This is a genomic window from Parundibacterium terreum, from assembly GCF_014636315.1.
Taxonomy (GTDB): Bacteria; Pseudomonadota; Gammaproteobacteria; order Burkholderiales; family Burkholderiaceae_D; genus Undibacterium; species Undibacterium terreum.
On sequence record NZ_BMED01000004.1, the window covers coordinates 97,579 to 121,878 of the forward strand.

Sequence of the window (24,300 nt, forward strand, 5' to 3'; positions counted from 1 at the left end):
ACAATCAAAGGTCATTATGGTTCCGCATCTCGTTACTGCCTTGAACGGCCCTCTGCTAGATCTAGAAAAAAAGATACTGCAAGCGACACCTTCGATAGAGCGCTGGTTCAGGCTGGAATGGCAGGAACATACACCGCCTTTTTACTGCTCCGTAGATTTGCGCAATTCCGGCTTCAAGCTGGCCCCGGTGGATACCAATCTGTTTCCTGGCGGTTTTAATAACCTGTCGACGGAAATGCTGCCGCTGGCAGTGCAGGCGGCGATGGCGGCGATAGAAAAATACTGCCCGGACGCAAAAAACCTGTTGCTGATCCCCGAGCGCCATACCCGCAACAGCTTTTATCTGCAAAATCTGGCGCGCCAGATGCAGATTTTCCGCCAGACCGGACTGAATGTACGCCTTGGAACGCTGGATGAAGATATCAAGGAGCCCACGCCGATAGAGCTGCCTGACGGCACGCAACTGGTGCTGGAGCCGCTGGAGCGCTCCGCCAATGGCCGCAGGCTGGGCCTGAAGAATTTCGACCCTTGTACGGTATTGCTGAACAATGACCTGTCCGCCGGCATTCCGTCGATACTGGAAAATATTCACGAACAAACCCTGTTGCCGCCGCTGCATGCCGGCTGGGCAGTGCGCCGCAAGTCTAATCACTTTGCCGCCTATGACGATGTTGCGAAAAAATTCGCGAAGATGGTCGACGTTGATCCGTGGATGCTGAATCCTTTCTTTGCCAAATGCAGCGACATCAATTTCCATGAGCGCACCGGTGAAGACCAGTTGGCGGCAACGGTGGATACCATCCTGGCCAAGATGCGCAAGAAATACAAGGAATACGGCATCAAGGAAAAGCCTTTCGTCATCGTGAAGGCTGATGCCGGTACCTATGGCATGGGCGTGATGACGGTGCGCGATGCCAGCGAAGTGCGTGATCTGAACCGCAAGCAACGCAACAAGATGTCGGTAATCAAGGATGGCCAGGAAGTGCATGATGTAATCGTGCAGGAGGGCGTGCCTACCTTCGAGCAAATCAATGAATCGGTGGCCGAACCTGTGGTGTACATGATGGATCGCTACGTAGTGGGCGGCTTCTATCGCGTGCATGAAGAGCGTGGTGTCGATGAAAACCTGAATGCGCCGGGCATGCATTTTGTGCCGCTGGCGTTTGCGCAGCAGCATGCAGTGCCGGACATGCAGGCCAAGCCGGGCACCGCTGCACCGAATCGTTTTTACATGTATGGTGTGGTGGCGCGCCTGGCCTTGCTGGCGGCGTCGCTGGAATTGGAAAAAACCGATCCGAATCCGGAAGTTTATTAAGCTAACTTAAGCTAACGGTTACACTGCCTGCTCTAATTGATTGAGGTTCCCATGAAATTCGCCTTCCTGACTGATCCGCTGTCGCAGTTCAAGACCTACAAGGACTCTACCTTTGCGATGATGCGCGAAGCGAGTCAGCGCGGTCATGAAATCTATGCCTTTGGCCCGGACGACCTGGCTCTGGATCAGGGCGTGGTGTTTGCCCGCATCAGCAAGATTACGCTGACCGGCGATGCGCATGACTGGTACCGGGCGGAAGAGGCGGTCAATTGCCGCCTAGGCGATTTTGACGCCGTCCTGCAGCGCAAGGATCCGCCTTTCGACATGGAATATGTATACGCCACCTACCTGCTGGATCTGGCAGCGCAGCAGGGTACGCGCGTATTCAACAAGCCTTCGGCAATCCGCGACCACAATGAAAAGCTGGCGATTGCCCAGTTCTCGCAATTTACCGCGCCGACGCTGGTGACCCGCGATGAGCAGCGTATCCGGGCCTTTCACAAGACCCACCAGGAAATCATCCTGAAGCCGCTAGACGGCATGGGCGGCGCCGGCATCTTCCGGGTAGGCGCAGACGGCATGAACCTGGGTTCCATGATAGAGACGCTGACGCATAACGGTACCCGTACCATCATGGCGCAACGTTATATTCCCGACATCGTCCACGGCGACAAGCGCATCTTGCTGATAGGCGGCAAGGTAGTGCCGTTTTCGCTGGCGCGCATCCCGCAGAATGGCGAAGTGCGCGGCAATCTGGCTGCGGGCGGCGTTGGCGTGGCACAGGAATTGTCGGCCAGGGACCTGGAAATTGCAGAAACTTTGGCTCCCATACTGTACCAGCGAGGCTTGTTGCTGGTAGGATTAGACGTGATAGGAAGTTACCTGACGGAAGTTAACGTCACCAGCCCGACCTGTTTTCAGGAAATCATGCAGCAAAAAGGCTTTAATGTAGCCGGCATGTTTATCGATGCGCTGGAAGCAGCCATCCGCTAATATGTCCGATTAAGATAGAAATTAAGAACTGTATGATAGGTATTCTCCTGATGACGCATGCTCCGCTGGGCTCTGCTTTTGTGCAGGCGGCGAGCCATGTTTTTCGCGGCATGCCGGAACGGCTGGAAGCCATAGACGTGATTGCCGATCAGAATATCGATGACGTCAACCGGCTGGCGCGCGAGGCGGTCAAACGCCTGAACGACGGTTCTGGCGTTCTGGTCATCACCGACGTCATGGGTGGAACGCCATCCAATTGCTGCCGCCATCTGGGCGATCCCAGCGATGTGGCCGTGATAGCCGGCATCAGCCTGCCCATGCTGCTGAGGGCCATTACCTATCGCGCCGACAACCTGGACGTGGTGGTGGAAATGGCGTTGGCCGGCGGCCAGAATGGTGCGCTGCGCGTCGATAACCGCGTTCGTCTGTCACCCAGTTAATTACCGAAGGATCCGTAGCTGCTGCCTGGCTGAGCCATCTCCCTCGCAGAATTTTGAATTTATAAGAGTGAAAAACAATGATCCAACAAGAAATAGAAATTGTGAACAAGCTCGGACTGCACGCACGTGCCTCGGCAAAGTTCACGCAACTCGCGGGAAAATTCAAAAGTGAAGTCTGGCTGGCTCGTAATAATCGCAGGGTCAATGGCAAATCCATCATGGGCGTGATGATGCTGGCAGCAGGCAAGGGCAGCAAAGTCACACTGGAAACAGAAGGCGCAGATGAGCAGGCCTGTTTCGACGCGATTGTCGCCCTGATCAATGACAAGTTCGGCGAAGGCGAGTAATCCCGCCCTGACAGTGTCTGGATGCCTGGCTCCAGGCATGTACTTTGCTAATGCTTGTATGAACATGTCGGGGGCGGCACGCTTGTTGGCGTTGGCCTCCCGCTACTGGCAGTACCGGCAAACAATGATCTAAAAAAAAGACAACAAAGGGGACTCGGCATGGCGTCATTTACATTGCAAGGCATCCCCGTTTCACGCGGTATCGCGATAGGCCGCGCGCACCTGCTGCGCCCGGCTGCGCTGGATGTTCAGCACTACCTGGTTGCCCAGGAGCAGGTTGAAGCAGAAGTGCGCCGGCTGCAGGATGCAATTACCCAGGTACACAAGGAACTGCAGGCCATCTGGTCCGACCTGCCTCAGGATGCACCGACCGAGCTCGGCGCCTTTCTGGACGTGCATGCGCTGATCCTGTCCGACCCGATGATTTCCGAAGCACCGCTCGACATCATCCGCAACCGCCATTACAACGCCGAATGGGCGCTGGTGACCCAGATCGACGTACTTTCCGCCCAGTTCGACGAGATAGAAGACGACTACCTGCGCGAGCGCAAGGCGGACATCCAGCAAGTTGCCGAGCGCGTGTTGAAAGTGCTTACCGGTTCCGCCCACAGCCTACCGCGCGCAGAGGGCATAGACGAGCGTAGCGCGAACATGATCGTGGTGGCGCGTGACATCTCGCCGGCCGACATGATGCAGTTCCGCGATGCCGCCTTTAATGGTTTTGTCACCGATGAAGGCGGCCAGAACTCGCACACCGCCATTGTTTCGCGCAGCCTGGGCATCCCGGCCGTGGTGGGCACCGGCAATGCGTCCCGCCTGATAGAGCAGGATGACTGGCTGATCATAGACAGCGATGCCGGCGTGGTGATCGTGGCGCCGTCGCCGCTTGTGCTGGAGCAATACCGCGAGTTGCAGGCACGCTTGCTGAAGGCGCGCAAGAAGCTGCTGAAGCTGAAGAAAACACCGGCGGTGACACTGGATGGCGTGGAAATCACCTTGTTGGCCAATATAGAGCTGCCCGACCATGCGATTGCGGCGGTGGAAGCCGGGGCCAGCGGCGTAGGCTTGTTCCGTTCCGAATTCCTGTTCATGGGCCGTACCGGCCATGCGCACAAGCTGCCGACCGAAGAAGAGCAATTTACCGCCTACCGCGCCGCGGTGCAGGCGATGAAGGGCAGGCCGGTCACGATACGCACCCTGGACGTGGGCGCCGACAAACCGCTGGATACGACCGACCACAATATCCTGAATCCTGCGCTGGGTTTGCGCGCGATACGCTATTGCCTGGCTGAGCCGCAAATTTTCATGACCCAGTTGCGCGCGATGCTGAGGGCATCTGCCTTCGGCCCGGTGCACATCCTGATACCGATGATGGCGCATGCCTTCGAGATCGACCAGTCGCTGGCGATGATAGAGCAGGCCAAGGCGGAACTGAAGGCGGAGAATAAAAAATTCGACGCCGACATCCATGTTGGCGCAATGATAGAAGTACCGGCGGCGGCATTGACCTTGCCGCTGTTTGTGAAGAAACTGGATTTCCTGTCGGTGGGCACGAATGACCTGATTCAGTACACGCTGGCGATTGACCGCGCCGACCATGAAGTAGCGCATCTGTATAACGACATCCATCCTGCCATCCTGCAGTTATTGCACATGACAGTCACTGCAGCGGAGAAAGCGGGCATTCCGGTCGCGATCTGTGGCGGCATGGCCGGCGACCGCCGCTTGACGCGTTTGCTGATAGGCATGGGTTTCCGTGAACTGTCGATGCCTGCTGCGCTGCTGCCGGAAATCAAGCAAGAGATATTGAACACCAATCTGGAAAACCTGCAGCCGCATATCAAGAAGATACTTCGGTCCTATGATCCGCAGATTATCCAGGATGTAGTGGCCTCACTGGCCAGCGTGGCGTAGAGGTGTGACACAGCCCCTGGTTTGACGGGGGGCGCATACTTCGCTATCCTTGCACTATTGCGCCGATTTGAGATCAGCTTGCGGGCGCCTTTCAATGAACTTGTTTATCTTGTTTGTTGAATAATAAATACGGCTAAAGCGAGTCTGAATGCCCGCATTCCCCCTCATTCAGCCCCACCTTTAGCTCCCCGTTACAATTTATCAAGAAGCTGCTGCGAAACCAGTGCGGCCAGGTGCGCCAGCACCATGAGCATGGCGGTTTGGCACAGGCTTCAGAGAATTAGAGACCGATAGTCTCAATGGAAGAGTGTATGTCATCAATAGGAATCGTTACGCCCCAGGCTTACCGGTTTGATGCGCCGCTGCTTTTGCAAAGCGGCGCCTCCATCGCAGATTACACGCTGATGGTAGAAACCTACGGCAGCCTGAATGCCGATAAGTCCAATGCGGTGCTGGTTTGCCACGCGCTGAATGCCTCGCACCACGTTGCCGGCTACTACGCGGAAGACCCCAAGAATGTAGGCTGGTGGGACAATATGGTCGGCCCAGGCAAGCCGCTGGACACCGACAAGTTTTTTGTGATCGGCGTGAATAATCTGGGGTCCTGCTTTGGCTCCACCGGCCCCATGCATACCAATCCGACGACGGGCAAACCGTATGGCGCCGACTTTCCGGTCGTGACGGTGGAAGACTGGGTGCGCGCGCAAGCCCGCCTGGCCGATGTGATGGGTATACAGCAATTTGCTGCAGTCATGGGCGGCTCGCTGGGCGGCATGCAGGCGCTGGCCTGGAGCATGCTGTATCCGGACCGCTTGCGCCATTGCGTGGTCATTGCTTCTACGCCGAAACTGTCTGCGCAAAATATCGCGTTCAATGACGTGGCGCGCCAGGCGATTTTGACTGATCCGGATTTCCACGGCGGCGATTTCTATGCACACAATGTCGTGCCGCGCCGTGGTCTGCGCGTGGCGCGCATGATAGGCCATATCACCTATCTGTCCAATGACGACATGGCGGAAAAATTCGGGCGCGAACTGAAGAGCGGAGAATATCAGTTCGGTTTCGGCGTCGACTTTGAGATCGAATCCTATCTGCGCTATCAGGGAGATAAATTCTCCGATTACTTCGATGCCAATACCTATCTGCTGATTACCAAGGCCCTGGACTATTTCGATCCGGCCCAGGCCCACGGTGGCAGCCTGAAAGCGGCGCTGGCAAATACCAAGGCGGAATTCCTGCTGGCTTCATTCACGACCGACTGGCGTTTTTCGCCTGAGCGCAGCCGCGAGATCGTGCAGGCACTGGTGGATAACAGGCGCAAGGTGACGTATGCCGAGATCGATGCGCCGCATGGGCATGATGCCTTCTTGCTGGATGACCCGCGCTACCTGAATCTGGTGGCCGCTTACTACAACCGCATCTACAAGAGTATTTCAGGGGAACAGGCATGAATTTCTCTCAGTTGAAAGTGCTACGCCCTGACCTGGCTTTTATCGCGCACTGGATCAAGGATAGCGCCCACGTGCTGGACGTCGGTTGCGGCGATGGCGTGATGCTGGACTATCTGCAGACCGACAAGCAATGCAGCGGCTATGGCATAGAGATTGCGGATCCGCAGGTGCTGGTATGTGCACAGCGCGGCATCAGCGTGATCCAGCAGGACATGGAAAACGGTCTCGGTATCTTCGCCGACAACGCTTTCGATACGGTGCTGTGCCTGTCCTCCTTGCAGATGATGAAGCATGTGGAGGGCCTGCTGCGCGACATAGCCCGTGTCGGCAATGAGGCTATCGTATCCTTTCCCAACTTCGGCTACTGGCCGCATCGTACGGCGCTATTGCGCGGCAAGATGCCGGTATCCAAATCCTTGCCCTATGAATGGTATGACACGCCCAATGTGCGTTGCGCGACGATCTATGATTTTGCCGACCTTGCCGATGACGTCGGCCTGGATGTGCTGGAGTGTGTCGCACTGCACGAAGGGAAGGTGATTAACTTTTTGCCGAATTTGCGTGGTAGTCTGGCGGTCTTCCGCTTAAAGAAAAAATAGACTGCTTCGTGACGACTCAATCTGCCAGCTGGCACAGTTATCTGAACCGCCGCATGCTGACCCTGGTGTTCCTGGGGTTTAGTTCCGGCCTTCCTTTATTTATCCTGCTGAACCTGATGCAGGCCTGGCTGGCCAAGGCAGGCCTGGACGTAAAAGCGCTGGGCCTGTTTGCGTTGGTGATGTTTCCCTATACCTGGAAGTTCCTGTGGTCGCCGATGATGGACCGCTATAGCCTTGGCCGCCTGGGACGCAGGCGCGGCTGGATGGCGCTGACGCAGGGGGCCTTGTTCCTGGCAATAGGCGGCATGGGCATGCTTGATCCTCTGCACCAGGTGCCGCTGGTGATACTCGCCGCAGTCAGCGTGGCTTTCCTGTCGGCCAGCCAGGATATCGTGATCGATGCCTACAGCCGTGAGATCTTGTCTGATAACGAGCAGGGCCTGGGAGCTGCCGTCAAGGTAAATGCCTATAAAGTGGCCGGCATGGTACCGGGTGCGTTGTCGCTGATCCTGGCAGATTTTCTTCCCTGGCAATCGGTCTTCTGGATCACCGCGGCATTCATGCTGCCCGGCCTGGTCTGCACCTTGCTGATCAAGGAGCCGACGGTCTATGGTGCTCCGCCCAAGAATCTGGAAGAAGCGATCGTGTTGCCCTTCCGCGAATTTATTTCGCGTGACGGCTGGTCTTCTGCATTGTGGATACTTTGCTTTATCTTCTTGTACCGCCTGGGCGACAGCATGGCTGCGACCCTGGCGACCAAATTCTTTATCGACCTCGGCTTTCCGCTGACGCAGATAGGCGCGATCGCCAAGCTGACCTTGTTCTGGGGCAGCATCGCCGGCGGCATCGTCGGCGGCATATGCATGATACGGCTGGGCATCAACCGCGGTTTGTGGATATTCGGCGCTATCCAGGCATCCACATCGCTAGGATTTGCGCTACTCGCGCATATTGGCCCGAATCCTTTATTCCTTGGGTTGGCCGTTGGCTTTGAAGCTTTTGGAGTTGGACTCGGTACTGCCGCTTTTGTCGCCTTTATCGCCAAGACTTCGGACCCGCGCTACACCGCAACCCAGTACGCCTTGTTTTCCAGCCTGGCAGCGGTGCCGCGCACCTTTGCCACATCTTCAGTAGGTTTTATCGTGGCGGAAACCGGCTGGATGCATTTTTTCCTGATCTGCTTTGCGCTGGCGATTCCGGGTATGCTGTTGTTATTCAAGGTTGCGCCATGGAATGAAGCTGAACCAAAAACGGAAGCCGCGCAATCAAGCCTCTAAATTGCAGCTTTAAATTGGCGGCAGTGCTACCATTTTCAGTATATTGATGGCTCAGGTATAAAATCATGAAGCGTATTATTGCCCCCGCGTTTGCTGCCGCCGGCTTCTTGCTGGCACCCCCGGTTTTTGCCCAGGGCAATGCGGCGCCCGTGCAGGACGGTGTGAAGGTCGGCGAAATGTCCATCATGCGCAAATTCGCGCCGACCGGGGCTTTGGAGAAGCAGGCTGCCGCGCAATACGCGCAGACCATGCAGCAGGCCGATCAGCAAAAAGCCCTGGGACCCGATAACCATCCACAAGTGATACGCCTGCGCGCAATCGCGAAGAAATTGATTCCTTATGCCTTGCGCTGGAATGAGCGCGCCAAGGAGTGGAAGTGGGAAGTCAATCTGATAGGCTCGAACCAAATCAACGCCTATTGCATGCCCGGCGGGAAAATCGCGTTCTATACCGGCATACTGACGACGCTGAAGTTGACCGATGACGAAGTGGCGATCGTGATGGGGCACGAGATCGCGCATGCGCTACGCGAGCACGGTGCCGAACGCGCGGGTAAGGCCGCAGTGGCGAACCTGGGTGTCAGGGCTTTGGAGCTGTTTGCCGGCGCTAAAGGCTACGATCCCAATCTGGCCGGTGCTGCCGGCGGCATGGTTGCCAAAGGGGCCATGCTGAAATTCTCTCGCGATGATGAGACCGAGGCCGACGTCGTAGGCCTGGATATTGCCGCCCGCGCCGGTTTTGATCCGCGTGCCGGTGTGGCTTTGTGGCAGAAGATGGGCATGGTCAATAAGAGCGCGCCACCGCAGTGGCTATCTACCCATCCGGCCGGGCCGACCCGGATTGCCGAGATCCAGAGACATTTTCCCGAAGTCTTGCCCTTATACGCAAAATCCAAGGGCCTCAGTTTGAATGCCTTGCCCCCTTATCAAAGTAATGTAAAGGGTATCGCCCCTATCAGCTGATTGCAGAAAGGATCTCCGTGGCTATTCATATCGTCCAGTTAGGTAGCCCCAGGCATAGAGATGAGGGGCTGCGTATTGGCACGGTGCGGCGCCCGCCGCGCGGTGTGCCCAAGGCTGAATTTGCCAGCCGCAATTATTATGATGTCTGGTTCCCTAACCTGTCCCCCAGTGCCGAACTGATGCAGGCCGGCAAAGATGCCAGCAACGATGCTGAGTGGAAGAGTTTCGCGAAGCGCTATCGTGCCGAAATGAATACGCCGGACAACGGCAGGGTGCTGGACCTGCTGGTCGCCCTATCGCGGCAGACCAGTTTTGCCCTCGGCTGCTACTGCGAGGATGAGGCGCATTGCCACCGTTCCATATTGCGCGAATTGCTGGCAGAGCGCGGCGCAAGCATTTCTTAAGTGCGCTCAAAACACACCGGGTAGTGTAAAAATTACAAATATCCCGATTTATGGCTCGCGATAGTGGGTGACTGTAAAGGACTGGAGAAACGGGCGGCTGGATCCCGACTGTTGTTTAAATTTAGAGTTAACACTCTAAATGTTGCTCTAGAATATCTCATTCGCCAACAGATATCGCTGCCGATTTGTCATATTCTGGTGCGTAAGCTCATGCACCCGTTCCGTGCGCAAGTCAGATTTGTCACAGCGTGTAAGTATTTGTAACGCACGAATTTTGAGCAAAACCTCGTAATTCTTCTTTGTCCACTTCCGGTTGCAGTCCTGTGGCATTAAAAACACAGCGAAAGTCAAGACCTTGCCCTTCGGGTTTATTCAAGGCATATTCCCAAAATATTGATATAAATCATGCTAAAGCAAGGGCATAGAGCCCATGTTGCAAATTTGTCTGAACGTTTGATCTTGTCATTAAGATTTCATAAATGCCTGCCAAACTCGGCCGGTTTTGTTTGCTGGTATCTAAATTGCAATCGCTTCACTGAGCTTTTCGTCGTCGTACTAATTTCCAGTTGTTACGTAAGAATACAAAGCAATCGTTTGCGTCTTGGTCGCAAAAGAATTGTGACAAAAAGCAATCGTTTGCGTGATGCGAAATACAAATCAGTCATGAACACGTAACAAGATATCGAGAAGATATATCTGGTAAGCATTTGTAATATTTGTCGCAAATTGCATGAATGAGCCGCGGAAATTACGCGCTTGTCAGCATCCGGTTTCCTGAGCAGTAGAAATATTAAAAAGTTGAAGCATCAAAATTTAAATCCCCCTTGATCTAGGAGCAGTAATGAAAAAATCCGGACCATTCAACCCACTACCATCGCGACTGTCGATGTTGGCGGTAGCATGCCAATTGGTGTGCCTCGGTTTGTCGGCCAATGCAATGGCGCAGACAGCAGAACCTAAACAGACAGCAGAGTCGACAGAAAGCTCTGACGTTAAACGCGTAACCATTACCGGCCGTAAAGTCGGTACAGGCCTGATGGTGGATGAAGATATCCCTAAGGCGCGTAGTACTGTTACCCGTGAAGAATTGTTGAAGCAGCGTCCAACGGGCAATGCTTACCAAGCTCTGGATCTGCTGCCTGCGGTTAACTCCTACAACTACGATGCTACTGGTTTGTTCGGCGGCGGTTTGACCCTGCGCGGCTTCAACAGCGATCAGATCGGTTTTACAGTGAATGGCGTGCCAGTCAATGACTCCGGTAGCTTCTCCGTATTTCCACAGGAATTCGTTGATCAGGAAAATACTTGCACCAACTACGTGACTCAAGGTTCGACCGACGTTGATTCCCCACACGTAGGCGCAACCGGCGGTAACATCGGTATCGTTACTTGCGATCCAGAAAAAGTACGCCGTATCCGTGTGATGCAAACCTTCGGTCAGCTGAGCATGTATAAATCCTTTGTGCGTTTCGATACAGGCCTGTTGCCTGACGAACGTACCCGTTTCTTCATTTCCGCATCGCACGCGCGTTCCGACAAATGGAAAGGTCCAGGCCAGGCACAGCGTAACCATCTGGATCTCGGTGGCCGCATCGACTTTGACCGTTTCAACTACATCAACGGTAACATCCTGGTCAACAGCGCCGTCAACAACAACATCAATAGTATCAGCCTGGCCGATTTGACCAAGAACGGCTATTACTATGATTTCTCGCCGACATTTACTCCTGGCCACCTGCCTGGCGTAAAAGGTACTGCTCAAAATGAGACCGGCCCAACGCCTCAGTACTACAAACTGGCAACCAATCCGTTCCAGAACGTGATTGCTTCCGCAACAGGCCAATTCCGCCTGAACGAAAACACCGACCTGAAAATCCTGCCTTACTTCTGGTATGGCTACGGTACAGGCGGCGTGCAGCAAAAAGCAGTGTCCGAAACAGGTTTCCTGAGCAATGGCAAACTGACAGGCGCTGTGGATCTGAACGGCGACGGCGACACACTGGACAAAATCCTGGTATCCGGCAGCAGCGTGACACGTACGCAGCGTCCAGGTATCACAGCCTCCATCACGCGTACATGGGATAACCACACGCTGTTGGGCGGTTTCTGGTATGAGCGCGCAACGCACCGTCAAACCGGTCCTATCGTTCCAGTGGATGCCTCCGGCAACCCGGCTGACGTATGGCTGCGCGACGACAACATCCTGCGTCCAAACGGTACTCCTTACGAGTCACGCGACTGGGTAACCATCAGTACTGCATGGCAGGCATTCCTGCAAGATACAATCAGCCTGATGGACAACCGCCTGACTATCAACGTTGGTGTACGCGCTCCGCACGTAAAACGTGATTTCACGAACTACGCGAATGAAGGCGGCACACTGCCGACTTACAACACAACCTACAACGTGCAGCAGACATACAGCGATGTATTGCCGCAACTGGGTGTGCGCTACCAGATCGATACAACCAACCAGTTGTATGCGAGCTTGGCGAAGAACATGAAAGCACCTCCTAACTTCGCGTTTGCGCCTACCAGCAACAACGTACAGTTCGTGAATGGCGTTGCAACCATCACCGGTAACCTGAAAGAGGAAACTGCGTGGAATCTGGATGCTGGTTACCGTCATCAAAGCGATTCCTTGACAGCCCAGGTTGACGTGTTCAACGTGGACTTCAAGAACCGTCAAGGTAACGCCTATGACCCTATCGCCGACAAGAGCATCTACACCAACGTCGGTAATGTTTCCATGCGCGGTTTTGAAGTTGAAGTTGGTAACAAGCCTGTCAACGGCTGGTCCTTCTACGCTTCGTTGAGCCACACTCGCAGCAAAGTTGAAAACGATGTAGTTTTCAGCAAAACCAGCTTCCTGCCGACCAACGGCAAGAATTTCTCTCTGACACCGGAATGGAAATACGGCGTAAGCGCCCAGTATGAAACAGGCGCGTTCTACGGTCGTTTGAAAGCCAAGCATACTAGCGGCCAATGGGCAACTTTGATGAACGACGAGTTCATTCCAAGTTACGACGTTGTCGATTTCGATGCCGGCTATCAGTTCGACAACTGGGGCATGATGAAGAAGCCAACGTTGCGTCTGAACGTCAGCAACATCTTCAATACCCAGTATCGCAACCCGTCTTCGGCAACGGTCCTGAACTCCAAGCCTATCAACGGTGTGAGCGCATCCACAGTGTTCTACTACCTGGGTTCCCCACGCTTTGCATCTGTGACTCTGTCCGCAGACTTCTAATTGCTTAGCATGACGGCCATCCTCTGCGGTGGCTGTCAAGACCTTGTAAAGTATGGGTCTGCAACAACGCCTGGCGCTGTTGCAGACCCATTTTCTTTTTGGCGGCCGGATTCGCCGCTCCATGTTTTCTTGCCTAGTGACTCCCATGCGCAAACTTAAACTCATTTCTTCCTTGATCGCTTTCTCATTGCTGGCGTCTTGCTCGATGCCGGCAAAGCAGGCAAGCGGCACCACCGAGATTACGATCTTTAGCATCAACGACTTCCATGGCCATGTGCAATCGGATCATCCTGTGCCGTATATGGCGCAAGAAGAAGATACGGCCCATCCAGGCGAAAAAATATCAGTACCATCCGGCGGCTTTGCCTATCTGGCGACCGTATTGAAAGAGCGGCGCAAGCAGGCGTCTGCCAGCATCCTGGTTGGCGCTGGCGACCTGATCGGCGCTTCGCCGGCCGGCTCATCCATGCTGAAGGATGAACCCGTCATAGAAGCGATGAACCAGTTGGGGATGGAAGTCAGTTCGGTCGGCAACCACGAGTTTGACGCCGGCCAGCAAGAGTTGAACCGCAAGATCAAGGGCGAATGCCCAGCCGCGGGCTGCAAATTTCCCGGCTTTACCGGCGCCAAATTTAACTATATCGCCGCCAATGTATTGGAAAAAACCACTTCCCAGCCCTGGTTGAAGCCTTATGTGATTAAGCAGGTAGGGGACGTCAAGGTGGCGTTCATTGGCGCAGTGACGACCGAGACGCCATCGATAGTCTCTGGCGTCGGTATCCAGAATCTGCAATTTGTTGACGAGGCACAGGCCATCAACCGCTATGTGCCAGAGATCAAGCAGCAGAATGTGGCTGCCATCGTGGTACTGATACACGAAGGCGCCAATTATAAAGGCGCGGCGAATGATCCGACTTATCGCTGCGACGGCCTGCAAGGCCCTATCATTGATATCGCCAACAAGCTGGATCCTGCTATCAGCCTGGTGGTTTCCGCGCACACGCACCAGGCCTACACCTGCAAGATAGGCAGCAAACTGGTGGTGTCCGGCCGTAACTACGGATCCTTGCTGACCGAGGTCAAACTGAAGATAGACCGTGCCAGCAACCAGGTGGTAGATGCGACAGCGCACAACTATGCGATAGACCAGCGTGTGACCAAGCCTGATCCCGATGCCAAGAAACTGGTGGACCAGGTCGCGGCGCTGACAGACAAGATACGCCAGCGCCCGGTGGTGACCCTGACTACGCTATTGAGCCGCAAGCACACTGAGCCTTATTCAGATAGCAGCCTGGGTAATGTGATCGCCGATGCGCAACTGAGCTTCGCCCGCAGCACGGGTACGGCAGATATCTCCTTCATGAATTCCGGCGGGATACGCAGCGATCTGCAAAATCTGAATGTCAGCTTTGGCGATATCTATGCCACGCAGCCTTTTGGCAATGGTATCGTCCGCATGAATCTGAGCGGCGCCCAGGTTCTTGAATTGCTGAGGCAGCAATGGGACGGCCGTCCGGCAGACAATCCCAAGATGATGTCCGTATCGCAAGGCTTCAGCTATAGTTGGAACGCCACTGCAGCAATCGCAGAACGTGTGACCGACGTACGCCTGAACGGCAAGCCGCTGGAAATGGGCAAGCAATACGCAGTGGTCGTCAACAGCTTCATGGCGGATGGCGGTGATGGCTTTGTTGTACTGAAATCTGGCACGCAACGCCAGTTGCTGGGGGGCGATATCGACGCGATGGAAGCGTATATGGTTTCCAGCGGGAGCAAACTGTCCAATGTCGATATGAATAGGGTCAAGCACCTGCAATAGGATGAATTGCGCTTGATAAAAAAACCGGCTCTTGTGGCCGGTTTTTTGATGCGCGTTTTTAATGCCTGCAGCCGTTAATCTCCAAATGGCAGTCCGACGTAATTTTCCGCCATCACGATTTGTGCAGCACGCGAACTGACCAGATAGTCCAGTTCCGCTTCCTGTATTTTGTGTCCGAAGTCGTCGGTATTCGGGAAGCGGTGCATCAGCGATGTCATCCACCACGAGAAGCGTTCGGCCTTCCAGATGCGGCGCAGGCATTTCTCCGAATAAGCATCAATTCCTGCATTGGTTTTTTCGGTATAAAACTCGATCAGCGCGCGCGATAGGTAATGCACGTCGCTGGCTGCCAGATTCAAGCCCTTGGCTCCAGTGGGCGGCACGATATGTGCTGCATCGCCAGCCAGGAACAGGCGTCCGAAACGCAAAGGCTCGGCGACAAAGCTGCGTAGGGGCGCGATGCTTTTTTCTATCGACGGGCCGGTCACCAGGTTGGCGACCGCCTCGCCATCCAGCCGGCGCTTCAGCTCTTCCCAAAAGCGAGCGTCCGACCAGTCTTCAGCTTTTTCTGTCAGCGGGCACTGCAGATAGTAGCGGCTGCGGCTGGCCGAACGCATGCTGCACAAGGCAAATCCGCGCTCATGGTTCGCATAAATCAGTTCATGCGAGACCGGTGGCGTATCAGACAGTATGCCCAGCCAGCCAAAGGGATAGACGCGCTCAAAGGTGCGGAGCGCATTCTGTGGCACGCTTTGGCGGCTGACGCCATGAAAGCCGTCGCAACCGGCGACGAACTCGCAGTCCAGTTCCTGCCATTCTCCATTCTTGCGATAGCGTACTTTGGGCGACTTGCCGTCAAAGTCATGCAGGCTGACTGATTCAGCCTCATAGACGATTTTCGCCCCGGAAGCATCGCGTGCATCCATCAGGTCGCGCGTGACCTCGGTCTGGCCGTAGACGGTCACCGTCTTGCCTATCAATTCCTTGAAATTGATTCTGTGCCTGGCACCGCCGAAGCATAATTCAGCCCCATCATGTATCAGACCCTCCTGGTGCAGTCGGGCGCTGACGCCAGCCTCATCCAGCATGTCAACTGTGCCTTGCTCCAGCACGCCGGCGCGGATCCGGCCCAGCACATATTCACGGCTGCGTTGCTCCAGAATTACGTTGTCTATGCCGGCCTTGTGCAGGAGCTGGCCTAGCAGCAAACCGGCTGGGCCGGCGCCTATGATAGCTACTTGGGTACGCATGGTGGTTTGTCTCTATGTTTATTTATTCTATTGTGGCTTGATAAGCTTGGTCCACTTCGTTGTGACAAGCCGGGGCGGCCGCTTATCCAGAGTGTATGTTTTTACACATCAAAAAACACGGTCTCGTCCTGTCCCTGCATGTGTATATCAAAACGATATACGACACCTCCTGCCTGCTGCTCGCGTTTTGCGATCAGCGTATGGCGACGGTCCGCAGGGACTGAGTTCAGGATATCGTCTTCGCTGTTGGCAGTTGCTTCATCGTCGAAATATAGGCGAGTGTAGGCATGCACCAGCAAGCCTCGCATGAAGACGATGACGTTGACGTGCGGCGCTTGTCCGGGTGCTGTGCGGCCGGGTTTGACGGTTTGCAGCACGTAGCGCTGCTGTACGTCGGAGCCTGTGCCTATGCGGGCGTAGCCGGTAAAGCCGGTATGGATGATGTCGTCGGTGCTGGCGATATGCTTGCCGTCGGCATCGGCCTGCAGGAATTCCAACATGGCGTCGGCTACCGGTTTGCCGGCGCCGTCCAGAACCTGGCCTACGATTTGTATATGCTCGCCTTTGGCGCTGTGGTCGGCGATGACAGCGTCGAATATGCTAAGCATGTCGTAGTTGTATTGCTGCGGCGTAAGGCCATAGGCGAAGTAGGGGCCGACGGTCTGCGAGGGGGTCTGTTTGAGTGTCATGGCCGGCTCCTAGCGTGTTTCCATTGGTGTCTGGCGCTCGCCGCGCAGCACGATATCGAATTCATAGCCGAGCGCAAAGTCCGGTTCCGTCACATCCAGATTAAAGCGCGACACCAGCAGTTCGCGCGCGTTCTCCGGTGTGCCCTGATAGATGGGGTCAAATGCCAGCAGCGGGTCGCCAGGGAAATACATCTGCGTCACCAGCCGGCTCGCGAAGTAATTGCCGAACAGCGAAAAATGGATGTGATTGGGACGCCAGGCGTTCGGGTGATTGCCCCAGGGGTAGGCGCCAGGCTTGATGGTCAGGAAGCGGTAACGGCCATCCTTGTCTGTCATACAGCGGCCAGCGCCGAGAAAGTTGGGATCCAGCGGCGCCTGGTGCTGGTCGATTTTGTGGACATAGCGGCCTGCAGAGTTGGCCTGCCAGATTTCTACCAGCGTATGCGGCACAGGTTTGCCGTTTTCATCCAGCACGCGGCCGGTGACGATGATGCGCTCGCCTATCGGTTCGCCATTACGTATCGCATTACGGGTCAGGTCATGGTCCAGCGCCGACAGCGCATCATGTCCATATACCGGGGCGCGCAGGTTTTGCATGCTCGCCTTCGCCGGCAGCAAGGGGCGTGTGGGGCCACGCAAACTCGTGGATTTGTAGTCGCGTGACAGATAATCGGGGTGGGCTTCCCAATCGCGCGGATTCAATAGGGTGGATTCGGACAAGATGGTCTCCTCTTTCTTCTCGATGTTGCTTGATAGACCTACTATAGACCTGAGTGATTGTAGGTACAATTGATCATTTTTCAGGTTTTCCATAACTTTTGGTTATGAATTGCGGAGTGCTTAAAAATCATGGATGGACGGATCAAGCTCAGGCATTTGCAGTGCTTTCTGGCAGTGATGCAGCACCGCAGCCTGCAAAAAGCGGCTGACGCGATGTCGATTACGCAACCGGCGGTATCAAAGACTATTGCGGAAATGGAGGAAATCATGGGCGCCCGGCTATTTGAGCGGGGCCGCAACGGCGCCAAGCCTACGGATAAGGCGGAGCTATTCTGGCGCTATGCCGGAGCGACTGTCAGTACCCTGCGCCAGGGCATGGAGCTATTGTCGGGTGGCGACAGGGCAGATGGCGGCACGATACGGCTGGGGGTGTTGCCCACGGTAGCCCCATCGCTGATTCCGCAAGCGCTGCAGTTGTTCCAGCAACAATGGAAGAATGTGGTGGTGCGTATTACCTCGGGCTTGAACATGCAGTTGATGCAGCAGTTGAAGGCGCAGGAGCTGGACCTTGTGATCGGGCGCTTGTCGGAGCCGGACAGCATGGTAGGGCTGACCTTTGAGCATCTGTTTGCCGATCAACTGTCGGTGGCAGTGCGCGCCGGCCATCCGCTGCTGAGTTTGCCCACGCTGTCGGTGGAACACATCATGGCTTACAGCCTGCTGTTGCCTCCATTGAGCACGGTGATACGCAATGCGGCAGACAGCTTTTTGACCGCGCACGGCGTCGGCAATCCAGCGGCATATATCGAGGTGCTGTCGGTCTCGCTGGGGCGGGAGCTGGTACTGCGCAATGATGCGGTGTGGTTTGTGCCCACCAGCGCGGTGAGGCTGGATCTGGAAAATGGGGTGTTGCGCAGCTTGCCATTTCCTATGGCGGGGTCGGAGCAGATGGTAGGGCTGGCCTTGTCTAACGCGGTGCTGCCTTCCCCGGTGACGGAGGCGATGATACACGCGATACGCGAAGTGGCAGCACGCCAGCATCCTGGCTAGAACTCACTTCCTTTCATGGAATGAGTTCCAGCCGTATGCGAGTACAGGTAGCGTTTTGTTTTACAGCGTTGCCTTGTACTCGATAATCAAGGGGGCATGGTCTGAAAAGCGCTGTTCCTTGTATATGGACGTGCTGCTTGCCTTGGCGGCGATGCCTGCAGTGGCAACATGGTAATCAATCCGCCACCCGACATTGTTGGCCCAGGCCTGACCGCGGTTACTCCACCAGGTATAGGCGTCTCCGGTGGTGTCCGGATAAAGCTTGCGGTACACGTCAACCCAGCCCAGTTCCTCAAAAATCCGAGTCATCCAGGCGCGTTCTTCCGGCAGGAAGCCGGAATTCTTTTGATTGCTCTTCCAGTTTTTCAAGTCTATTTCTTTGTGGGCGATATTCCAGTCGCCGCAAATGACCAGTTCTCTTCCCTCGGCCTGCAGGGCGATCAGATGGGGCAGGAATAATTCCATGAAGCGGAACTTCGCCTCTTGCCTTTCAGGCGACGACGAACCGGAAGGGCAGTACACGGAAATGATGCTCAGATTGCCGAAATCACAGCGTACATACCGTCCTTCGGCGTCGAATTCCGGGCTGCCGAAACCTATATAGACGGCATCCGGTTTTGTTTTGCTGTAAATGCCGGCACCGGAATAGCCTTTTTTCTCGGCATAATGAAAGTTGCCGTGATAGCCGGTTGGGTTGAGAAAGTCAGGTGTCATGTCAGGAGCTTGAGCCTTCAACTCCTGCACGCAGACAAAGTCTGCCGATTCCTTGGTCATCCACTCGAAAAAGCCCTTCTTGGCAGCGGAGCGGATGCCGTTTAAGTTGGCAGAGATGATTTTTGTCATGAATTTTTCGGTAATGAATATCAGAAATTAACTGTAGCTAAAGGGGCTGTAGGTAACAGCAGGTTCGAGTTGATCTGCAAATAGAATGCAAAGGCGTCTTTCCATAAGGTGATCAGCCTACGACCTCTATCATGTCAGAGTTTTCTGATTGATCAATAAGAAGATATGGGCGCAAAAGTGTTTTAGTACAAAAATCGCCTGATAAATTTGTAAAATGTAATTTTGTTCAAAAATATCACCACTGCAATATCTTTATAAATTCACCGCTTTGGACAATTTGTAATACAAGATTTTTGTCTATTGTTCGGTGCAGATGGTTTTTAATAGCAACTAAGAGATTATCTAACTTTTTTGCTAGTTAAGATAAATTAAATAGCTTATGGCCCGTTATCTAACTCATTCTTGACCCATGATTGGTTGCTGGCGTTTTGGCTTACGCCTTCGGTCGTGTTATCCTGCAAGCTTATTTGTAAGTCGCAGATGATCAAATTTATTAGCATGGAAATGAGGCAATTTTGAAAAATTTAAGGCAACAATTTATTGAGTTTGCGGTTCAAACTGGCGTTATTAGTTTTGGCAGTTTTGTGACCAAGGCTGGCCGCACTTCTCCTTATTTTTTCAACGCCGGGTTGTTCAACGACGGAGCGAATTTAGGCAAGTTGGCTTCATTTTATTCTCAAACTTTATTAAATTCCGGTATTGAATTTGATATGCTTTTTGGGCCTGCCTACAAAGGTATCACTCTAGCTTCCGCCACTGCTGTTGCACTTGCTGCTAAGGGAAGCAATGTGCCTTTTGCTTTTAATCGTAAAGAGGCCAAGGATCATGGGGAGGGCGGAACGATAGTTGGTGCCAAGCTAAAAGGCAGGGTTGTCATCATTGATGACGTCATCTCTGCAGGTACCTCGGTGCGCGAATCGGTTGAAATTATATCTGCAGCTGGAGCGACTCCTTGTGCTGTTTTGATAGCGCTCGATAGAATGGAGCGCTCTGGTAAGGATCATGCTCTATCGCCGAAGTCGGCGGTGCAAGAGGTAAGTGAGACATTTGGCATACCTGTCCTGTCCATCGCCAATTTAAATGACCTGTTCGACTATTTGACTGCACAAATTGGCGTGGATACAGAACTAACGCGTTACAAAGACTCCGTTGCCGAATACAGGGATCGATACGGTGCCAGTTAAGTTTACTCTTTGAGATCTCTTATGCCCTCTGGCTTGGTTGGCACTATAAAAAAGTACGGGCCACCTCGTAATTTTTGTGCCAGATTTAATTTGCAGAGTAAATTAAAAATGGCTTAGCTGGTCAGGCGGCCATAAACATCGTCAAAACGCACGATATCATCTTCGCCCAAGTATGAACCTGATTGAACTTCTATAAGTTCCAAGTTTGTTTCTCCCTGATTTTCCAATCGATGTTTTACGCCCAGCGGAATATACGTTGACTCGTTTGCAGTTAGCGTCATTGTCTCCTCGCCTCTTGTAACCAGAGCCGTTCCGCTGACCACAATCCAGTGCTCTGCGCGATGATGATGCATTTGCATGGACAGCCGGCCACCCGGCTTGACTACAATGCGCTTAACCTGGAAATATTCACCGCTGTCGACTGAATCATAATGCCCCCAGGGCCGGTACACCTTGCGATGGTTATCTGCTTGTGCATAATTGCCCTCCCGCAAGCGACTTACAATACGCTTGATATTCTGGGTATTACTCTTGTTTGTTACAAGTACCGCATCTGGGGTTTCCACCACGATCACGTCGTCCAGCCCCAGACAAGTCACTAGCCGGCTGTCGGAGATCACTAGACAGTTACGTGAGTCTTCCATCATCACGTCGCCCTGCAGGACGTTGCCTTGGGCGTCCTTAGGCGATACCTGCCACACTGCATCCCAGGCACCGACGTCCGACCAACCTGCGTCAAACGGTACCACACAGCCGCGAATGTCGAGGTCCGCCGCCTTGGGCAATTTCTCCATCACTGCATAATCGATCGAATCAGATGGACAAGCCAGGAACGCGGCCTTGTCAACCCGCACAAAGTCGCAGTCCACCTTAGCTCGCTGCATTGATTCCTGGCAGGCTGCCAGCATCGGCGGGTTGAAATACCCAATCGCAGCCAGCCACACGCTGGCCCGCATCATGAAGATTCCGCTGTTCCACAGATGTGAGCCGCTGGCAAGATACTGCTGGGCGGTCTCCAGCGCCGGTTTCTCAACAAAGGCCTGCAAGGCCCTCACCGGAGATCCGGACAAACGATCGCCTACATGGATATAGCCATAGCCTGTCTCTGGGCGATCCGGCACGATTCCAAAGGTCACCATAGCGCCCGACATCGCCTGCGGCAGGCCCTGCTCAATGGCCAGGTGGAACCTCTCAGTATCAGTGATCACATGATCAGCCGGCATTACAAGCAATACCGCATCCTGCTGGTGCGAGGTGGCCGCCAGAGCAGCCAGCGTCAGGGCTGGCGCCGTATTCCTGCCGGCAGGCTCCAACAATAGCGTTGAGGCTTTAAAGCCGACCGCCCGCAATTGCTCTGCAGTAATGAATCGATATTCTTCGTTGCAGACTACGATCATATCAGGGGCGACCGGAAGCGAGCCGCTGAACTGGTGCAGGCGGGTAGCGGTGGCCTGCAGCATGGTTTCTTTGCCGACCACGGCCAACAACTGTTTTGGATGCTTTTCCCGGGACAGCGGCCATAAGCGTGTGCCGGACCCGCCCGATAAAATAACTGGCTGAAGTGAAATCATGTTTTTATCTTTCTGTTTGCACGTAGTCGGTGCTTCATTCTTAAATTTTACGAAGAGTGGGCGCTACGCGGGCGGACCAAACCTCTCACAGTTGTCTCGATATCATTGGCACAAATACAAATACTCTATTAGTACGACGATTGTTAGAGCACACTGGTCAGAAAAACATTTTTTCAAGATGGTGTCGCGAAGACTCCGAATACTAAGTGGAGAAAATCTCTGCCAATCCGAATTTAGAGTGTCAAGCTGCTACTTGAGCATGTGAGGCATAAGGTTTATGTACTTAAATCGTTTATACACATATCTCTGCCTCAGAAATTAATTGCTTTTTTTTATATACGCCATGCAGTTCAGTAGAACGTCCTCCACTGACCCAATGGAGTGCTTCGGCGGCAACTAAATTTTTCAAAAATTGTATATCTTGTTCTGATTGGAGAGAGTAATTGTCAGCATAAGTAGTATCTATCACTCGCCACAAAAAAGCGCTTCGCTTATATATATGCTCTGGAACAAGATAGGCTTCCAATTTTGTTTCTAGTTCCTCACTGCGTATCCCCTCGAAACAGCCGATCGAAAAATCTCGGTCGCTTAGAGTGCTATCAACTTCTTTTGTGTGGGCATTAAGTCTTAGGCGCGCAGGCAATTGTGACATCGCCACTGCTGCAGCATCAGCAGCCTCTGGCCATAGACGATTTCCGTTTCTACCGATTTGTTCACCAATACTCCAAAATTCCCCATTGTCTGTGAGGCGCTCATTGATTTGAGCGAGTACAAGTTCTATATTCGCGACGTGATGCAATGCGGATACACATACAATAATGTCGAATTGCCCGTTACCTGGTATGCCGTCATTAATATCTCCGATTAAGCATTGAATACTGGTATTTGTACTTGCTGACTTCAAACGCTGAGCTGCACGCCGAATCAACTCTTCACTTGCATCCAGAAGAGTTAATTCTACAGATCCTATGCAATGACTTAGTATCATTTCCTCAATCCGCGCTGCACCAGCACAAATTGATAAAATACGAAGTGAACGCAGTGCGCTAAGTGATGCTGCTCGGGCAAAGAAATCTGGTGGGTCCTGAGGAATTAATGTACCTAAGCATCTCATCGCAAAGTCAAATACAGCTTCTTGATCATTTGGAACTAGCTTTGCAAGTCGGGCGTGGGCGCGATTTCTTTGCATTTCCAGGAAGTTACTACTTAGTTTCTCTATCGTCGCTGACCCTACAACTCCGTTTTCCACATTAGGTGCAATTTGCGGGCCATACATTTCATGAGTGTAGGCTCCCGAAAAGTGATGTAATTCATTTTTCAATCTGTAGGCATAACTACTTAGTGCATTTGTTAATCCAATCTCGTGACGTGAGCAGATACGCAGTTGGGCGATTAAACAATGCGCTCCTGGATGCTCCGCGGATACGCACGTGACATGAAATTTTCCAACCAAAGAAGTATAGGCGCGCAAGTCCAATTGAATTTCTTGCTCCGCGGCCTCAGGAAGACCCCCAATACTCATGCTACATATCTGATTGTTACGCGCCTCCGCTGTCAGTCCATTTGGCTCAAATTGAATTTGCAGTTCAGCGGGACATTTGAGGTCAAAAGGACTGCTTGCACTTAGAATTAAAATATACTCCGTACCAATCGAAATAAACGGCGTGACCAACGATTCACCTGATTCAAGCACTGCAACGTAACGATGCCCAAGTTGAAAGGAGCACCCAACTACAGATGCCGGCACAGCCACGCCATTTCTATTAATTTTGTGCAGCTTGGACAATGGGTAGATCTCTAGTTCAAACGAAGTTTGCTTCGTTGATTCTTCTTGCTGAGGTTGTTGACGGACACCAACAGTATCGTCTTCCCGCCAGCCTCTCTGATGGCGAGCAAAGTAGCGTAAGAAATGTTGGACGAGTTGCATGTTTTATCCAGATCAAGAAGGAGCTAAAGTTCGCTGGCAGGTTCTAATTTGATATTAAATTACAAACTATAGGGCAAATTGATAATTTATACAAAAGATACGATCGTGGTGTAGCATTTTTTTTAAATACGGCTTGTCTATTTTGGAGGTTTAGCCCGCCTCCTCTGAGCGTTTTTGCTTATTAAGAAATTTTGGTTAGTATCTGCTGCTATTTGGAATCGACCTGAACGCACGAATTGCGAATGAGGCAAAATATGCTTATTGCCTCTCATGCTCACCCAAACAGAGCAATTCC

Annotated in this window: 21 protein-coding genes; 14 read left to right on the top strand and 7 right to left on the bottom strand. The window is 53.3% G+C overall.

All coding sequences use genetic code 11. From position 1 onward, the window contains the following. The first annotated feature begins 16 nt into the window (after positions 1-16). The 10 genes from gshA to IEW12_RS19015 all read left to right on the top strand — a co-directional run bounded on the left by gshA (position 17) and on the right by IEW12_RS19015 (position 9,702). Positions 17-1,315: a glutamate--cysteine ligase gene (gene gshA, locus IEW12_RS18970; RefSeq protein WP_188567678.1), complete on the top strand. Its 1,299-nt coding sequence runs from the start codon at positions 17-19 to the stop codon at positions 1,313-1,315. A 51-nt stretch (positions 1,316-1,366) separates the two neighbouring features. Then, positions 1,367-2,308 carry a glutathione synthase gene (gshB, locus tag IEW12_RS18975; RefSeq protein ID WP_188567679.1) on the top strand — a complete coding sequence of 314 codons (942 nt, stop codon included), beginning with the start codon at positions 1,367-1,369 and terminating at the stop codon, positions 2,306-2,308. 32 nt (positions 2,309-2,340) lie between these two features. After that, on the top strand, positions 2,341-2,748 hold the full coding sequence (locus IEW12_RS18980) for a PTS sugar transporter subunit IIA (RefSeq protein ID WP_188567680.1): 408 nt from the start codon (positions 2,341-2,343) through the stop codon (positions 2,746-2,748). A 77-nt stretch (positions 2,749-2,825) separates the two neighbouring features. Next, positions 2,826-3,095: an HPr family phosphocarrier protein gene (locus IEW12_RS18985; protein ID WP_188567681.1), complete on the top strand. Its 270-nt coding sequence runs from the start codon at positions 2,826-2,828 to the stop codon at positions 3,093-3,095. Between the two features lie 159 nt (positions 3,096-3,254). Further along, on the top strand, positions 3,255-5,009 hold the full coding sequence (gene ptsP / locus IEW12_RS18990) for a phosphoenolpyruvate--protein phosphotransferase (protein WP_188567682.1): 1,755 nt from the start codon (positions 3,255-3,257) through the stop codon (positions 5,007-5,009). A gap of 311 nt (positions 5,010-5,320) precedes the next feature. Further along, entirely contained in the window at positions 5,321-6,460 is a 1,140-nt protein-coding gene (gene metX, locus IEW12_RS18995) for a homoserine O-succinyltransferase MetX (protein WP_188567683.1), read from the top strand. Beyond that, positions 6,457-7,059, top strand: a complete 603-nt coding sequence (gene metW, locus IEW12_RS19000; protein WP_188567684.1) for a methionine biosynthesis protein MetW — start codon at positions 6,457-6,459, stop codon at positions 7,057-7,059. The genes metX and metW overlap by 4 nt, the downstream gene beginning before the upstream one ends. 8 nt (positions 7,060-7,067) lie before the next feature. After that, positions 7,068-8,336 (top strand): AmpG family muropeptide MFS transporter, encoded by a 1,269-nt coding sequence (locus IEW12_RS19005; RefSeq protein ID WP_229751227.1) that lies wholly within the window; start codon positions 7,068-7,070, stop codon positions 8,334-8,336. A 65-nt stretch (positions 8,337-8,401) separates the two neighbouring features. Continuing rightward, positions 8,402-9,298 (top strand): M48 family metallopeptidase, encoded by an 897-nt coding sequence (locus tag IEW12_RS19010; protein WP_188567685.1) that lies wholly within the window; start codon positions 8,402-8,404, stop codon positions 9,296-9,298. 17 nt (positions 9,299-9,315) lie between these two features. Then, positions 9,316-9,702, top strand: a complete 387-nt coding sequence (locus IEW12_RS19015) for a DUF488 domain-containing protein (protein ID WP_188567686.1) — start codon at positions 9,316-9,318, stop codon at positions 9,700-9,702. 241 nt (positions 9,703-9,943) lie between these two features. On the opposite strand, the gene IEW12_RS29020 is transcribed toward IEW12_RS19015, so the two are convergent. Continuing rightward, on the bottom strand, positions 9,944-10,078 hold the full coding sequence (locus IEW12_RS29020; RefSeq protein WP_268237258.1) for a hypothetical protein: 135 nt from the start codon (positions 10,076-10,078) through the stop codon (positions 9,944-9,946). Between the two features lie 465 nt (positions 10,079-10,543). On the opposite strand from IEW12_RS29020, the gene IEW12_RS19020 reads away from it, so the two are divergent. Together IEW12_RS19020 and IEW12_RS19025 are read left to right on the top strand one after the other, a co-directional pair. Further along, the gene (locus IEW12_RS19020) at positions 10,544-12,952 is read left to right on the top strand and encodes a TonB-dependent receptor (protein ID WP_188567687.1); all 2,409 of its coding nucleotides are present in this window, start codon (positions 10,544-10,546) and stop codon (positions 12,950-12,952) included. Between the two features lie 145 nt (positions 12,953-13,097). Continuing rightward, on the top strand, positions 13,098-14,771 hold the full coding sequence (locus IEW12_RS19025) for a bifunctional metallophosphatase/5'-nucleotidase (protein WP_188567688.1): 1,674 nt from the start codon (positions 13,098-13,100) through the stop codon (positions 14,769-14,771). Positions 14,772-14,845: 74 nt separating this feature from the next. On the opposite strand, the gene pobA is transcribed toward IEW12_RS19025, so the two are convergent. The 3 genes from pobA to pcaH form a co-directional block, all read right to left on the bottom strand. Next, positions 14,846-16,021, bottom strand: a complete 1,176-nt coding sequence (gene pobA, locus IEW12_RS19030) for a 4-hydroxybenzoate 3-monooxygenase (RefSeq protein ID WP_188567689.1) — start codon at positions 16,019-16,021, stop codon at positions 14,846-14,848. Positions 16,022-16,122: 101 nt separating this feature from the next. After that, positions 16,123-16,710 carry a protocatechuate 3,4-dioxygenase subunit alpha gene (gene pcaG, locus IEW12_RS19035; protein WP_188567690.1) on the bottom strand — a complete coding sequence of 196 codons (588 nt, stop codon included), beginning with the start codon at positions 16,708-16,710 and terminating at the stop codon, positions 16,123-16,125. Positions 16,711-16,719: 9 nt separating this feature from the next. After that, a complete protein-coding gene (gene pcaH / locus IEW12_RS19040; RefSeq protein WP_188567691.1) occupies positions 16,720-17,430 on the bottom strand; it encodes a protocatechuate 3,4-dioxygenase subunit beta in 711 nt (236 codons plus the stop codon). Between the two features lie 129 nt (positions 17,431-17,559). Here pcaH and pcaQ point away from each other — a divergent pair, with 129 nt between their 5' ends. Then, entirely contained in the window at positions 17,560-18,480 is a 921-nt protein-coding gene (gene pcaQ, locus IEW12_RS19045; RefSeq protein ID WP_188567692.1) for a pca operon transcription factor PcaQ, read from the top strand. A 60-nt stretch (positions 18,481-18,540) separates the two neighbouring features. On the opposite strand, the gene IEW12_RS19050 is transcribed toward pcaQ, so the two are convergent. Continuing rightward, positions 18,541-19,323: an exodeoxyribonuclease III gene (locus IEW12_RS19050; RefSeq protein ID WP_188567693.1), complete on the bottom strand. Its 783-nt coding sequence runs from the start codon at positions 19,321-19,323 to the stop codon at positions 18,541-18,543. Between the two features lie 515 nt (positions 19,324-19,838). On the opposite strand from IEW12_RS19050, the gene pyrE reads away from it, so the two are divergent. Next, entirely contained in the window at positions 19,839-20,507 is a 669-nt protein-coding gene (gene pyrE, locus IEW12_RS19055; RefSeq protein ID WP_188567694.1) for an orotate phosphoribosyltransferase, read from the top strand. Between the two features lie 113 nt (positions 20,508-20,620). Here the strand turns inward: pyrE and IEW12_RS19060 are convergent, their stop codons facing one another. Next, complete coding sequence (locus tag IEW12_RS19060) at positions 20,621-22,078, bottom strand: mannose-1-phosphate guanylyltransferase/mannose-6-phosphate isomerase (protein ID WP_188567695.1); 1,458 nt, start codon at positions 22,076-22,078, stop codon at positions 20,621-20,623. 292 nt (positions 22,079-22,370) lie between these two features. Continuing rightward, positions 22,371-24,005, bottom strand: coding sequence for a class I SAM-dependent methyltransferase (locus IEW12_RS19065; protein WP_188567696.1), 1,635 nt, complete (start codon positions 24,003-24,005; stop codon positions 22,371-22,373). Between the last annotated feature and the right edge of the window lie 295 nt (positions 24,006-24,300).

Excerpts from the sequence above, each read along its gene's own strand:
- gshA (WP_188567678.1), top strand. The coding sequence starts at position 17 with ATGGTTCCGCATCTCGTTACTGCCTTGAACGGCCCTCTGCTAGATCTA.
- gshB (WP_188567679.1), top strand. The coding sequence starts at position 1,367 with ATGAAATTCGCCTTCCTGACTGATCCGCTGTCGCAGTTCAAGACCTAC.
- IEW12_RS18980 (WP_188567680.1), top strand. The coding sequence starts at position 2,341 with ATGATAGGTATTCTCCTGATGACGCATGCTCCGCTGGGCTCTGCTTTT.
- IEW12_RS18985 (WP_188567681.1), top strand. The coding sequence starts at position 2,826 with ATGATCCAACAAGAAATAGAAATTGTGAACAAGCTCGGACTGCACGCA.
- ptsP (WP_188567682.1), top strand. The coding sequence starts at position 3,255 with ATGGCGTCATTTACATTGCAAGGCATCCCCGTTTCACGCGGTATCGCG.
- metX (WP_188567683.1), top strand. The coding sequence starts at position 5,321 with ATGTCATCAATAGGAATCGTTACGCCCCAGGCTTACCGGTTTGATGCG.
- metW (WP_188567684.1), top strand. The coding sequence starts at position 6,457 with ATGAATTTCTCTCAGTTGAAAGTGCTACGCCCTGACCTGGCTTTTATC.
- IEW12_RS19010 (WP_188567685.1), top strand. The coding sequence starts at position 8,402 with ATGAAGCGTATTATTGCCCCCGCGTTTGCTGCCGCCGGCTTCTTGCTG.
- IEW12_RS19020 (WP_188567687.1), top strand. The coding sequence starts at position 10,544 with ATGAAAAAATCCGGACCATTCAACCCACTACCATCGCGACTGTCGATG.
- IEW12_RS19025 (WP_188567688.1), top strand. The coding sequence starts at position 13,098 with ATGCGCAAACTTAAACTCATTTCTTCCTTGATCGCTTTCTCATTGCTG.
- pobA (WP_188567689.1), bottom strand. The coding sequence starts at position 16,021 with ATGCGTACCCAAGTAGCTATCATAGGCGCCGGCCCAGCCGGTTTGCTG.
- pcaG (WP_188567690.1), bottom strand. The coding sequence starts at position 16,710 with ATGACACTCAAACAGACCCCCTCGCAGACCGTCGGCCCCTACTTCGCC.
- pcaQ (WP_188567692.1), top strand. The coding sequence starts at position 17,560 with ATGGATGGACGGATCAAGCTCAGGCATTTGCAGTGCTTTCTGGCAGTG.
- IEW12_RS19050 (WP_188567693.1), bottom strand. The coding sequence starts at position 19,323 with ATGACAAAAATCATCTCTGCCAACTTAAACGGCATCCGCTCCGCTGCC.
- IEW12_RS19060 (WP_188567695.1), bottom strand. The coding sequence starts at position 22,078 with ATGATTTCACTTCAGCCAGTTATTTTATCGGGCGGGTCCGGCACACGC.
- IEW12_RS19065 (WP_188567696.1), bottom strand. The coding sequence starts at position 24,005 with ATGCAACTCGTCCAACATTTCTTACGCTACTTTGCTCGCCATCAGAGA.